Source organism: Streptomyces sp. V1I1 (genome assembly GCF_030817355.1).
Lineage (GTDB): Bacteria > Actinomycetota > Actinomycetes > Streptomycetales > Streptomycetaceae > Streptomyces.
Window position 1 is genome coordinate 3,595,957 of record NZ_JAUSZH010000001.1, and the last position, 13,006, is coordinate 3,608,962.

Sequence of the window (13,006 nt, forward strand, 5' to 3'; positions counted from 1 at the left end):
CGAGGGCGGGCGGGTGGGGAGCAAACCCCGCCCGAGCCCACCGGCGTGACTGGTGGCCCCGCTCGCGGGCCTAGGCTGGGCGTATGAGTACGTTGCGCGGACGAGGCACAGCCAGCGGGCTGCCGCAGTGGGATCGCTGTGCGGTCATGGGGGTCGTCAATGTGACGCCCGATTCCTTCTCCGACGGCGGCCGCTGGTTCGACACCACCGCCGCCGTCAAGCGCGGCCTCGACCTCGTCACCGAAGGCGCCGATCTCGTCGACGTCGGCGGCGAGTCCACCAGGCCCGGCGCCAGCCGCGTCGACGAGGACGAGGAACTGCGGCGCGTGATCCCCGTCGTACGCGGCCTCGCCGCCGAGGGCGTCACCGTCTCCGTAGACACCATGCGCGCCTCCGTTGCCGAAAAGGCCGTCGCCGCCGGCGCCGTCCTCGTCAACGACGTCAGCGGCGGCCTCGCCGACCCCCGCATGGTCCCCGCCGTCGCCGCCACCGGCGTCCCCTTCGTCGTCATGCACTGGCGCGGCTTCAGCCACGACATGAACAGCCGCGCCGTCTACACCGACGTCGTCACCGAAGTGGTCGCCGAGCTGCGCCACCGCATGGACGCCGTCATCGCCGGCGGCATCGCCCCCGAGCGCCTCGTCATCGACCCCGGCCTCGGCTTCGCCAAGCAGGCCGAGCACGACCTCGCCCTCCTCGCCCACCTCGCCGAGCTCCGGGCCTTCGGCCGCCCCGTGCTCGTCGCCGCCTCCCGCAAGCGGTTCCTCGGCCACGTACTGGCCAAGGAGGGCGCCCCGCCGCCCGCCAGGGAGCGGGACGCCGCCACCGCCGCGGTCTCCGCCATCGCGGCGCACGAGGGCGCCTGGGCCGTCCGGGTCCACGAAGTACGCGCCACGGCCGACGCCGTCCGCGTCGCCCGGGCCGTCGAGGCCGCCCGGTGAGCCGTACCGAGGTAGAGCTGGTCGAAGCGGCAAACACCACGTTCTACGAGACGATGGAGCGCGGTGACTTCGAAGAGCTCTCCGGCCTCTGGCTGGACGAGGGCATCTCGTGCATCCACCCCGGCTGGCCCGTGCTCTCCGGCCGCGGCGAAGTGCTCCGCTCGTACGCCCTGATCATGGCGAACACCGAGTACATCCAGTTCTTCCTCACCGACGTCAAGGTGAGCCTCGCCGGCGACACCGCCCTGGTGACCTGTACGGAGAACATCCTCAGCGGCGGCCCCGCCGAGGAGAGCGGCGAACTCGGCCCCCTCGTCGGTCAGCTCGTCGTCGCCACCAATGTGTTCCGTCGCACATCCGACGGATGGAAGATCTGGTCACATCACGGATCACCCGTACTGGCGGAAAGCGACGAGGAAGAGGACGACGAGACCCCCTCGTAAGTGGGTAAGTGGCCCTATGGAGGTTGGAATTCCGGGCCTCCGGGTAGGGGCGGCTTCCAGCCTCGCGGGGGCCTTCGTCCACAGCACCCGTGGGCGAGCGCTGTCAGTGCTCGCAGGTAGATTCGATGGTGGACACGGGCCGACCGCACGCGGCCGCGTGCCCGCAAGACCAACGACAGCAGGAGTGATTCGCGTGGATCGTGTCGCGCTGCGCGGCCTCAAGGCCCGCGGGCACCATGGCGTTTTCCCCCGGGAGCGTGAGGAGGGCCAGACCTTCATCGTGGACCTGGTGCTCGGCCTCGACACCCGCCCCGCGGCGGCCGACGACGACCTGGCGAAGACCGTGCACTACGGCATTGTGGCGGAGGAGGTCGTGGCGGTCGTCGAGGGCGAGCCCGTCGACCTGATCGAGACGCTGGCGGAGCGGATCGCCCAGCAGTGCCTCAAGCACGACGGCGTCGAAGAGGTCGAAGTGGTCGTGCACAAGCCGGACGCACCGATCACGGTGCCTTTCGACGACGTGACCATCACGATCACCCGGAGCCGAGTATGACCGTGTTTTCCAACGGGACGCAGAGCGACCCGACCGTGCAGCCGGTGCCCGCCTCCGTGGTGGAGCAGGTCGACGCGGCGGACGTCACCCTGTCCAATCCGAAACGGGCTGTGATCGCCCTCGGCTCCAACCTCGGCAACCGCCTGGAGACCCTCCAGGGCGCGATCGACGCGCTCGAGGACACGCCCGGGCTGCGGGTCAAGGCCGTGTCTCCGGTGTACGAGACGGAGCCGTGGGGCGTCGAGCCCGGCAGCCAGCCCTCGTACTTCAACGCAGTCGTTGTGATCAAGACCACACTTCCGCCGTCCTCCCTGCTGGAGCGTGGCCAGGCCATCGAAGAGGCCTTCGACCGGGTCCGCGAGGAGCGCTGGGGTCCGCGCACCATCGACGTCGACATCGTGGCGTACGCCGACGTGGTCTCCGACGACCCGTCGCTCACGCTGCCCCACCCGCGCGCGCACCAGCGTGCCTTCGTGCTCGCCCCGTGGCACGACGTCGAGCCGGAGGCGCAGATTCCGGGTTACGGTCCGGTGGCGCAGCTGCTGGCCGGCGTCGGGCGGGAGGCCGTGGTTCCCCGCGCCGACCTGGAACTCCGTCTGCCCGACTAGTCGTTAGGCTCTTGCGTACGGCGGACAGGTGAAGGGCGGCACTCTCGGTGAAGCAACTACGGCTCGGTGTACTGGCCGGTCTCTTCGCCGCGGCCGGGGTGCTGTCCTGGGGCGGCGCCCGCCTGTGGGAGGCGTTCGGCACCCTGCCGAGCGTGCCGCTGGCCGCGCCGATCGTGCTGGTGGTGATCGCCGTCATCCTCACCGCGACCGCGCTCTCGCTCCGCGCCCGCCTGCGGGCCCAGCGCGAACGACGCCCGGGCGCGAAGGGCGTTGAGCCGCTGATGGCGGCGCGCGCGGTGGTCTTCGGCCAGGCGAGCGCGCTGGTGGCGGCGCTGGTGTCGGGCATGTACGGCGGCACGGGCGTGTACCTACTGAGCTCTCTGGACATCCCGGCCCGCCGGGACCAGGCGATCTATGCGGGCTTCTCGGTGCTGGCGGGGATCGGCGTGATCGCGGCGGCGTTCTTCCTGGAGCGGGTCTGCAAACTCCCGGAGGACGACGACGAGGGCGAGAGCGCGGCCCGCGCGTAACGGACCGCGCGCCCGCACCCCGCGTACCCCTCCGCCCAGGGACCGGGGCATGCCCCCCAGCGAACCGGACATCGAGGCAGCCCCGAAGGGGCGGCGGCTCAGCGGGCCATGATCAGGCTCATCGCCTCATTGCGCGTCGCCGGATCCCGCAACTGCCCCCGCACCGCCGAAGTAATCGTCTTCGCCCCCGGCTTCCGCACACCCCGCATCGTCATGCACATGTGCTCGCACTCGACGACCACAATCACGCCGCGCGGCTCCAGGATCTCCATCAGCGAGTCCGCTATCTGCGTGGTCAGCCGCTCCTGCACCTGCGGCCGCCGCGCGAAGACGTCCACGAGGCGGGCCAGCTTCGACAGACCGGTGATCTTCCCGTCCACCGACGGGATGTACCCGACATGCGCAACCCCGTGGAACGGCACCAGGTGATGCTCGCAGGAGCTCATGACCTCGATGTCCTTCACCAGGACCATCTCGTCGTGACCGAGGTCGAACGTCGTCGTCAGGACGTCCTTCGGCTGCTGCCACAGCCCCGCGAATATCTCCCTGTACGCGCGCGCCACACGCGTCGGCGTCTCCCGCAGGCCCTCGCGGTCTGGGTCCTCCCCGACCGCGATGAGGAGCTCGCGTACAGCGTTCTCGGCCCGCTTCTCGTCGAACTCGCCGATCGTGCCCTCGCCGTCCAGCGTCACCGGGTCGGTCATCTGTGCCTCGTTCCTGTTACCTCTAACGTGCGGGCATACGGGAATGCCGCGTCCCCCAGGCTAAAACACCTGGGGGACGCGGCATCCATTCCGGGCCCTGTGTGGCCACAGCGCCGGACGGGTCAGCTCTCCGGACGCTCCTCCGGGACCGCCTCGATCGCCGGGGCGGCGTCCGTAGGCACCGCGCCGTTGGACCCGACGGCGCCGTTGGTCAGCGCCAGCTCCTTCGGCGAGAGCACCGGCGGCCGCGTCGACGGCGTGCGCCGCGAGGAGCCGGTCCACGCCGGGCGGGCCGGGCGCTTCACGATGGGCGCGAAGATCTCGGCGATCTGCTCCTTGCCGAGGGTCTCCTTCTCCAGCAGCTGGAGGACCAGGTTGTCGAGAACGTCGCGGTTCTCGACGAGGATCTCCCAGGCCTCGTTGTGCGCGGTCTCGATGAGCTTCTTGACCTCTTCGTCGACCAGCGCCGCGACCTCTTCGGAGTAGTCCCGCTGGTGACCCATCTCACGGCCCACGAACGGCTCGGTGTTGTCGGCGCCGAACTTGATCGCGCCGAGCCGCTCGGTCATGCCGTACTGCGTGACCATCGAGCGGGCCGTGGCCGTGGCCTTCTCGATGTCGTTGGCCGCACCGGTGGTCGGATCGTGGAAGACGAGCTCCTCCGCCGCGCGCCCGCCCAGCATGTACGCCAGCTGGTCGAGCATTTCATTGCGAGTGGTGGAGTACCTGTCCTCGTCCGGCAGGACCATGGTGTAGCCGAGCGCCCGCCCACGGGACAGGATCGTGATCTTGTGGACCGGGTCGGAGTTCGGCGAAGCCGCGGCGACCAGGGCGTGACCGCCCTCGTGGTACGCGGTGATCTTCTTTTCCTTGTCCGACATGATCCGGGTCCGCTTCTGCGGGCCCGCCACGACGCGGTCGATCGCCTCGTCCAGGGAGTGGTTGTCGATCAGCTTCTTGTCGCTGCGCGCCGTCAGGAGCGCCGCTTCGTTCAGCACGTTCGACAGGTCCGCGCCGGTGAAGCCGGGCGTACGCCGGGCGACAGCGCCCAGGTCTACGTCCGGGGCGACCGGCTTGCCCTTCTGGTGGACCTTGAGGATCTCGAGACGGCCCATCATGTCCGGGCGGTCGACGGCGATCTGCCGGTCGAACCGGCCCGGGCGCAGCAGCGCCGGGTCGAGGATGTCCGGCCGGTTGGTGGCGGCGATCAGGATGACGCCGCCCTTCACGTCGAAGCCGTCCATCTCGACGAGCAGCTGGTTCAGCGTCTGCTCACGCTCGTCGTGGCCGCCGCCGAGACCCGCACCGCGGTGCCGGCCGACGGCGTCGATCTCGTCGACGAAGACGATCGCCGGGGCGTTCGCCTTGGCCTGCTCGAAGAGGTCGCGCACTCGGGAGGCGCCGACGCCGACGAACATCTCGACGAAGTCGGAACCGGAGATCGAGTAGAACGGGACGCCCGCCTCGCCCGCGACGGCGCGCGCGAGCAGCGTCTTGCCCGTGCCGGGCGGGCCGTACAGCAGCACACCCTTCGGGATCTTGGCGCCGACCGCCTGGAACTTGGCCGGCTCCTGCAGGAACTCCTTGATCTCGTGGAGCTCCTCGACCGCCTCGTCGGCCCCCGCCACATCGGAGAAGGTCGTCTTCGGAGTGTCCTTGGTGATCAGCTTGGCCTTGGACTTCCCGAAGTTCATGACTCGGGAGCCGCCGCCCTGCATCTGATTCATCAGGAAGAGGAAGACCACGACGATCAGAACGAAGGGCAGCAGCGAGAGCAGCACCGAGAGGAACGGGCTCTGCTTCGACGGCGAGACGGTGTACCCCTTCTCGATGTCGCCGGCCTCGTACTTCGTCTGCAGCTTCTCGGCCAGATCGGCACCCTGGGTGCCGATGTAGCTCGCCTGGATCTTGTCGCTGCCCTTGACCTTCTGGTCGCCCTTCAGATCAACCTTGATGATCTGTTCGTCGCCTGTGGTCAGCTTGACCTGGTCGACCTGGTTCTTGTCGATCGCCTGGACGACCTCGCCGGTGTCCACCGTCTTGTAGCCGCCGGACGAGCCGACGACCTGCATCAACACGACCACGGCGAGGACGGCCAGCACGATCCACATGACCGGCCCACGGAAGTATCGCTTCACGTCCATCCATACGGAGCGAATTCGCCCCGTCCCTCCTGCCCGTAGGTAAATGCTGCTGTGAGAAAAGACTGTTCTTCGGACGGTACCCCAGCATTGTCACCCGCGACCGCCTTCCCTTGCTCCAACGGCGGGAAGGGAGCCAGGGTTCCCGTGCCTCTGCGGGGGCTTCAGCCGCCGTATACGTGCGGTGCGAGCGTGCCGACGAACGGCAGATTGCGGTACTTCTCGGCGTAATCCAGGCCATACCCGATGACGAACTCATTGGGAATGTCGAAGCCGATCCACTTCACATCGATCGCGACCTTCGCGGCATCCGGCTTACGCAGCAGGGTGCAGACCTCGAGAGAGGCCGGCTCGCGCGAGCCGAGGTTCGACAGCAGCCATGAGAGCGTGAGGCCGGAGTCGATGATGTCCTCGACGATCAGGACGTGCTTGCCCTTGATGTCGGTGTCCAGGTCCTTGAGGATCCGGACCACGCCCGATGACTGGGTGCCCGCGCCGTAGGACGACACCGCCATCCAGTCCATGGTGACGGGGGTGGACAGCGCACGCGCCAGATCCGCCATCACCATCACGGCACCCTTGAGGACACCGACGATGAGCAGGTCCTTGCCCGCGTACTCTGCGTCGATCTTCGCGGCCAGCTCGCCCAGCTTCGCGTCGATCTCTTCCTTGGTGATGAGCACCGACTGGAGGTCGGTGCCCATGTCCTTCTCGTTCACCCGGGCCACTTTCGTCGTGCTGCGTCAGCCTTGCCGAATGACCAGTCTGCCACCCTGCCGTCGCGCCTCGACGCGGCCGGGCAGATTGATGGCTCCCTGGCCGCGCCAGCTCGTGATCAGGCGGTCGACCTCCTCGACGTGCCGGGCGAAGAGTGAACCGGCGGGCGCGCCGGCATCGATGACGGCCCGGCGCAGCACTCGTCGGCGCACGGCGGGCGGCAGCGCGTACAGCTTCGCGCACTGAAGCTGACCCGCGTCGTCCCGTACGGCGGCGTCCGCATCGGCGGCCCAGGTGTCCAGGGCGTCGGCATCGTCGCGGGAGAGCTGCGCGGTACGGGCCAGGGCCTCGACGACGCCTTTGCCGAGCGCCTTCTCCAGGGCGGGCAGGCCTTCGTGACGCAACCGGGAGCGGGTGTAGGCCGGGTCGGCGTTGTGCGGGTCGTCCCAGACGGGCAGCGACTGGACCATGCAGGCCTTGCGGGCGGTCTGCCGGTCGAGCTGGAGGAAGGGGCGGCGGTAACGGCCGGCGGCTCCCGAGATGGCCGCCATGCCGGACAGCGAGCGGATGCCGGAGCCGCGGGCGAGGCCCAGCAGGACGGTTTCAGCTTGGTCGTCGCGGGTGTGGCCGAGCAGCACGGCGGCGGCGCCGTAGCGCTCCGCGGCATCGTCGAGGGCGGCGTAGCGGGCGTCACGGGCCGCGGCCTCCGGTCCGCCGTCCCGGCCGACCCGTACCGAGATGGCTTCGACGGGGTCGAGCTGCATCGCGGTGAGCCGGGCGGCGACCTCGGCGGCGCGGAGGTCGGAGCCGTCCTGGAGGCCGTGGTCGACGGTGATGCCGCCGGCCCGGACGGAGAGTTTGCGGGCTTCGAAGGCGAGGGCGGAGGCGAGCGCCATGGAGTCGGCGCCGCCGGAGCACGCCACGAGGACGAGCGGCTGCTCGCCTGCGGAGGTGGGGCTCGCGGTCTTCGTCGCGGAGGACGCGGAGGACGCCGAGCACGAGGGGGACGCGGAGTAGACGGGGTACGCAGAGGTCGCGTGGCTCACGGAGCGCGCGACGCGTTGGGAGTGTTCGGTGAGTACGTCGTGGAGTACGCGGCGGACCGCCAGGCGTATCGCCGCGACCGCAGGATGGGGACCCATGTCCGGTGCCCTTCGTGAAAGGTTGGGGGGTGCCTCGGTCGGAGTGGGGAGCAGAGGATCAGTCACTCAGAGTGCGTCGATGGTGACAGAACCGAGCCGATACCCGAGCATTGCACGCCTACCCATTGCCTACGGTCCCTCGGATGGGTGATTACGGGGGCGTTCTTCTGCCGTCGACCGCCGCCCGCTCACGACTCTGCTTTACGGTGCACCCTCGCGACCCAGTCCGCCGGTTTGGCGATCTCCGCCTTGGTGGGCAGGGTGTTCGGGGACGTCCAGACCCGATTGAATCCATCCATACCGACCTCCTCCACGACGGAGCGCACGAAACGCTCACCGTCGCGGTACTGACGCAGCTTGGCGTCGAGCCCGAGCAGCTTGCGCAGCGCCTGGTCGAGACGGCTCGCGCCACGCGCCCTGCGCTGCTGGAACTTCTCCCGGATCTCGGCGACGGAGGCCACGACATCGGGCCCGACACCGTCCATCACGTAGTCCGCGTGGCCCTCGAGCAACGACATGACGGCGGTCAGCCGACTGAGGATCTCGCGCTGGGCGGGAGTCTGCACCAACTCGACGATGGAGCGGCCGCTCTCGTCCTCCTCACCCTCGGGGCGCGCGCCGGACAGCGACTGGGCGGCCTCCCTGAAGCGCTCCAGGACTGTCATCGGATCGACGTCGGTCTCGCCGAGAAATGACTGGATCTCCCCCTCAAGGTGGTCACGCAGCCACGGCACGCCCGTGAACTGGGTGCGGTGTGTCTCCTCATGGAGGCAGACCCAGAGCCTGAAGTCGTGCGGGTCGACTTCGAGTTCGCGCTCCACGTGCACGATGTTCGGGGCGACGAGCAGCAGCCGTCCGCCGCCCTTCTCTCCGGCGGGCAGCTCACGGGTGGGCGGGGCGAAGGTCTCGTACTGCCCGAGGACCCGCGAGGCCAGGAACGACAGCAGCATCCCCAGCTCCACGCCGGTGACCTTGCCGCCGACCGCGCCGAGCACCGCGCCGCCGGCGCCGCCCGGGCGGCGCTCCTGCATCTTGTCCAGCAGCGGCTTGAGCAGCTCACGGAAGCCGGCGACGTTCGCCCTGACCCACCCGGCCCGGTCCACTACCAGGACAGGGGTGTCCAGTGGTTCATGGCCTTCCGGGATCATCCGGGTGAAGCCCCGCACATGTTCCTCGGACGCCTTGGCATGCCGTCGCAGCTCGGCGACGACGGCGCGCGCCTCGTCCCTGCTCACGTCGGGCCCGGGCCGCACGAAGCGGGTCGCGGTCGCCACAGCGAGGTTCCAGTCGACCATCTCGGCACCACCGATGCTCGTCATGCGTCAACCGTACGTTGTCGGCTCGTCCGTCGGTGAGTCGTTGGAACCGGCCGGTTCGCCGGGAACGTCACGATGCCAGCGCGGTGGCCAGCCGGTCCAGGGCGGGCTGTGCGTCGTCCCTGGACGGGGTGTTCCCGGCCAGGAAAGCGAAGGCGAGGAGACGGCCGTCCGGGGCGACGACCGTGCCGGCAAGGGTGTTCACACCGGTCAGCGTGCCGGTCTTGGCGCGCACCAGTCCGGTACCCGGTGAGGTCTCGTTGTAGCGGGTCTGAAGGGTCCCGCTGAAGCCCGCGACCGGCAGGCCGGTGAGGACCGGGCGCAGCTCGGGGTGGGCCGGGTCGGCGGCGCGGGCCAGCAGCGCGGTCAGCAGGCCGGCGGAGAGTTTGTCCTGGCGGCTGAGTCCGCTGCCGTCGGCGAAGCGTGCACCTGTCAACGGGAGCTTCAGCCGGGTCAGTTGCTTCGTGACGGCGCGCTCTGCGCCCGCGAAGCTCGCCTCCTCGCCGGTCGCCAGGGCGGTCTGGCGGGCGAGGGCCTCGGCGATGTCGTTGTCACTGTGCGTCAGGGTCCTCTCGACCAGGGCCGAGAGGGGTGCGGAGAGCACCTTGGCGACGGGCTTGGCTCCGGCCGCGGGCCGGCCGGCGGCGGGCGTCGCTGAGCTGTCGATGCCCCGCTCGGCCAGCAGCCGCCCGAAGGCGCGGGCGGCATCGCCCGCCGGGTCGCCGCTGCGGTGCGCGGCGCCGGTGGGTCCCTCTCCCCCAGAGCCCGAGGCCTGGGAGGTGACCCCGAGCCGCCCTTCGCCGACCATCAGCGCGCTGACCGGGGCGATGTTCATGTTGGGGCCTATGGGGTGCATCCCGGGGCCCTTGTAGAGCGAGGTGTCGTACGTCAGGCGAACCGTTCTCACCCCGCGCTCGCGCAGGGCACGCGCCGTACGGTCGGCGAGGGTGCGCAGGCTCGCGGTGTCGAGGGTCGCGTCGCCGCCGCCGACCAGCGTGAGCTCCTTCGCGTCCTCGGACGCGACGACCGTGGTGGGGATGCGGTGGTCCGGACCGAGCACCGACAGGGCCGCAGCCGACGTGGCGATCTTGATGGTGGAGGCCGGGGTCATCGGGTCCGCGGCCCCCTTTCCGTACAGCTGCCTGCCGGTCGCGACATCGATGACAGAGGCCGTGCGGACCGTGCCGAGGCCGGGATCGCCGAGCAGCGGGGCGAGCACCCTGGCGAGGTCGGCGGGGGTCGTCCGCGGGGCCGGCGCCGTGGTCGTGGGGGCGCCCAGGGCGGCGAGCACGCCGGGCGCACTGGGCGCGGGCGCCGGGCGCTTCGGCCTGGGGGTCTCGTGATGTGCGCCACCCGGGATGCTCCGGGCAGCGGCCCAGTCCCTCTCGGCCTTACGCTGGCCGGAGTCCCATGGACCGGCCGCGGCCACAGCCCCGCCGGCGAGGGCGAGGCCGGCCACGGCGGCGCCTGCGGCGAGCTGCCACGTCCTGACCTCTGGCACCTCGCACCAACCCCTTTCGCGATCACACATCTGCGTGAGGGACACTTAATCACCAGACGTATGTGTTGATCATGGAGGAGCCACCCGTGGAGTTCGACGTCACCATCGAGATCCCGAAGGGTTCGCGGAACAAGTACGAGGTGGACCACGAGACCGGTCGGATCCGCCTGGACCGTCGACTCTTCACCTCGACCAGCTACCCGGCCGACTACGGCTTCGTCGAGAACACCCTCGGCGAGGACGGCGACCCGCTGGACGCGCTGGTCATCCTTGACGAGCCGACGTTCCCCGGCTGCCTCATCAAGTGCCGCGCGATCGGCATGTTCCGGATGACGGACGAGGCGGGCGGCGACGACAAGCTGCTCTGCGTGCCTGCCTCCGACCCGCGTGTGGAGCACCTGCGGGACATCCACCACGTGTCGGAGTTCGACCGCCTGGAGATCCAGCACTTCTTCGAGGTCTACAAGGACCTGGAGCCCGGCAAGTCGGTCGAGGGCGCGAACTGGGTCGGCCGCACCGAGGCGGAGGCGGAGATCGAGGCGTCCTACAAGCGCCTGGAGGCGCAGGGCGGCGCGCACTGACCTCGCGCTGAGCTTCTCGTACGGGCGGCGAACCCCACGGGGTGCGCCGCCCGTCCTGCGTCCTGGACCGGTGGCCGACGACCGGGGTGCGTGTGATCGCGTGGGCGTGCCCATACTGGGCTGACACGGCGACACGATCGGGAGCGAGGGCAGCACGTGGTGGCGGAGCCGGAGGGTCCGGAAGACCGGAAGCCTCAGTCCGACGAGGCGCACAGCGCCTTCACCCCACCGGCTGGGGTGGGACAGCCGGAGGCACCCGAGGAGGACCATCCGTCCTCGGAGTTCGCGGTTCCGGCAGGGCTCGCCCCCGAAGTGCCCGCCGAGCAGGAGGGTTCCGCCTTCGCACCGCCCAGCACTTACAGCGCCAAGAAGTCGCCGCCGGCCTTCACCCCCGCGCACGGCATGCCGGTGATCCGGCTGACCAAGCACGCGCCCTGGCAGGACCGGATGCGGGCGATGCTGCGCATCCCGGTCGGCGAGCGGCCGGTGCCGGAGCACGCGCAGCGGCAGGACGAGGCCGGTCCCGCGGTGCCGCGTGTGCTGGACCTGACGCTGCGTATCGGCGAGCTGCTGCTCGCGGGCGGCGAGGGCGCGGAGGACGTCGAGGCGGCCATGTTCGCCATCACGGTTTCGTACGGCCTCGACCGCTGCGAGCCGACCGTCACCTTCACCCTGCTGTCGATCACCTACCAGCCGTCGCTGGTCGACGACCCGGTGACGGCGAACCGGACCGTACGGCGCCGGGGCACCGACTACACCCGGCTGGCCGCCGTCTACCGCCTCGTCCACGACATCAGCTCCGAGGACGTCGACGTCTCGCTGGAGGAGGCCTACCGGCGTCTCGCCGAGATCCGCCGCAACCGCCACCCCTACCCCGGCTGGGCGCTCACCGCGGCCGGCGGCCTGCTTGCGGGCGCGGCGTCCGTGCTGGTCGGCGGCGGGGTGCTGGTGTTCGTGGCGGCGGCGATCAGCGCGATGCTCGGCGACCGGCTGGCCTGGCTGTGCGCGGGTCGCGGGCTGCCGGAGTTCTACCAGTTCGTCGCGGCGGCCATGCCGTCGGCGGCGATGGGCGTCGCGCTGACACTGTCGCCGCTGGATGTACGCGCCTCCGCGGTGATCACCGGTGGGCTGTTCGCGCTGATCCCGGGGCGGGCCCTGGTCGCCGGCGTACAGGACGGTCTGACCGGCTTCTACATCACCGCTGCCGCCCGACTGCTGGAAGTCGGCTATCTCGTCGTCGGCATCGTCATCGGCGTACTGAGCGTGCTCTATCTGGGCCTCGCGCTGGGCGCGAGCCTCAACCCGGAGACGGCCATCCACAGCGTCGAGCGGCCGGTCGTGCAGACGCTGGCGGCGATGGCGCTGTCACTGTGCTTCGCCGTAATGCTGCAGCAGGAGCGCAACACCGTGCTGCTGGTGACGCTCAACGGCGGGGTGGCCTGGGTGGTGTACGGCGCGCTCGCGGACACCGCCGAGATCCCGCCGGTCGCGGCCACGGCTGCGGCGGCCGGTCTGGTGGGCCTATTCGGGCAGCTGCTCTCGCGCTATCGTTTCGCCTCCGCGCTGCCGTACGTCACCGCTGCCATCGGGCCACTGCTGCCCGGTAGCGCGACGTACTTCGGACTGCTGGAGATCGCCAGGAACGACCTGAACGCGGGGCTCGCCTCACTGTCCAAGGCCGCCGCCCTGGCGCTGGCCATCGCGATCGGGGTGAACCTGGGAGGCGAGATCTCCCGGCTGTTCCTGCAGGTGCCGGCCGAGGGGCGGGCCGAACGCCGCGCGGCCAAGCGGACGCGCGGCTTCTAGTTCTCGTACCTACAGCGGGTTCT

General features: G+C 70.2%; 13 protein-coding genes. 7 read left to right on the top strand and 6 right to left on the bottom strand.

Features of this window, described 5'->3' with window-relative positions:
* Positions 1-83: 83 nt before the first annotated feature.
* The 5 genes from folP to QFZ67_RS16815 all read left to right on the top strand — a co-directional run bounded on the left by folP (position 84) and on the right by QFZ67_RS16815 (position 3,075).
* Positions 84-941, top strand: coding sequence for a dihydropteroate synthase (folP, locus tag QFZ67_RS16795; RefSeq protein ID WP_307661900.1), 858 nt, complete (start codon positions 84-86; stop codon positions 939-941).
* On the top strand, positions 938-1,384 hold the full coding sequence (locus tag QFZ67_RS16800) for a nuclear transport factor 2 family protein (protein ID WP_307661901.1): 447 nt from the start codon (positions 938-940) through the stop codon (positions 1,382-1,384). Before folP ends, QFZ67_RS16800 begins: the two co-directional genes overlap by 4 nt.
* Before the next feature lie 193 nt (positions 1,385-1,577).
* Positions 1,578-1,937, top strand: coding sequence for a dihydroneopterin aldolase (gene folB, locus QFZ67_RS16805; protein ID WP_307661902.1), 360 nt, complete (start codon positions 1,578-1,580; stop codon positions 1,935-1,937).
* The gene (gene folK, locus QFZ67_RS16810) at positions 1,934-2,545 is read left to right on the top strand and encodes a 2-amino-4-hydroxy-6-hydroxymethyldihydropteridine diphosphokinase (RefSeq protein WP_307661903.1); all 612 of its coding nucleotides are present in this window, start codon (positions 1,934-1,936) and stop codon (positions 2,543-2,545) included. Before folB ends, folK begins: the two co-directional genes overlap by 4 nt.
* Before the next feature lie 47 nt (positions 2,546-2,592).
* Positions 2,593-3,075: a DUF3180 domain-containing protein gene (locus QFZ67_RS16815; RefSeq protein WP_307661904.1), complete on the top strand. Its 483-nt coding sequence runs from the start codon at positions 2,593-2,595 to the stop codon at positions 3,073-3,075.
* 98 nt (positions 3,076-3,173) lie between these two features.
* On the opposite strand, the gene folE is transcribed toward QFZ67_RS16815, so the two are convergent.
* The 6 genes from folE to dacB all read right to left on the bottom strand — a co-directional run bounded on the left by folE (position 3,174) and on the right by dacB (position 10,626).
* Positions 3,174-3,779 (bottom strand): GTP cyclohydrolase I FolE, encoded by a 606-nt coding sequence (gene folE, locus QFZ67_RS16820; RefSeq protein WP_307661905.1) that lies wholly within the window; start codon positions 3,777-3,779, stop codon positions 3,174-3,176.
* 122 nt (positions 3,780-3,901) lie between these two features.
* Positions 3,902-5,923, bottom strand: coding sequence for an ATP-dependent zinc metalloprotease FtsH (gene ftsH / locus QFZ67_RS16825; RefSeq protein WP_307661906.1), 2,022 nt, complete (start codon positions 5,921-5,923; stop codon positions 3,902-3,904).
* A gap of 161 nt (positions 5,924-6,084) precedes the next feature.
* A complete protein-coding gene (gene hpt, locus QFZ67_RS16830) occupies positions 6,085-6,624 on the bottom strand; it encodes a hypoxanthine phosphoribosyltransferase (RefSeq protein WP_307665870.1) in 540 nt (179 codons plus the stop codon).
* Positions 6,625-6,663: 39 nt separating this feature from the next.
* Positions 6,664-7,779: a tRNA lysidine(34) synthetase TilS gene (gene tilS, locus QFZ67_RS16835; protein ID WP_307661907.1), complete on the bottom strand. Its 1,116-nt coding sequence runs from the start codon at positions 7,777-7,779 to the stop codon at positions 6,664-6,666.
* Positions 7,780-7,967: 188 nt separating this feature from the next.
* Entirely contained in the window at positions 7,968-9,098 is a 1,131-nt protein-coding gene (locus tag QFZ67_RS16840) for a zinc-dependent metalloprotease (protein ID WP_307661908.1), read from the bottom strand.
* A 67-nt stretch (positions 9,099-9,165) separates the two neighbouring features.
* A complete protein-coding gene (gene dacB / locus QFZ67_RS16845; RefSeq protein ID WP_307661909.1) occupies positions 9,166-10,626 on the bottom strand; it encodes a D-alanyl-D-alanine carboxypeptidase/D-alanyl-D-alanine-endopeptidase in 1,461 nt (486 codons plus the stop codon).
* A gap of 56 nt (positions 10,627-10,682) precedes the next feature.
* Here dacB and QFZ67_RS16850 point away from each other — a divergent pair, with 56 nt between their 5' ends.
* Positions 10,683-11,177, top strand: coding sequence for an inorganic diphosphatase (locus tag QFZ67_RS16850; RefSeq protein ID WP_108151010.1), 495 nt, complete (start codon positions 10,683-10,685; stop codon positions 11,175-11,177).
* A gap of 156 nt (positions 11,178-11,333) precedes the next feature.
* Complete coding sequence (locus QFZ67_RS16855; protein WP_307661910.1) at positions 11,334-12,983, top strand: threonine/serine exporter family protein; 1,650 nt, start codon at positions 11,334-11,336, stop codon at positions 12,981-12,983.
* Positions 12,984-13,006 lie beyond the last annotated feature (23 nt).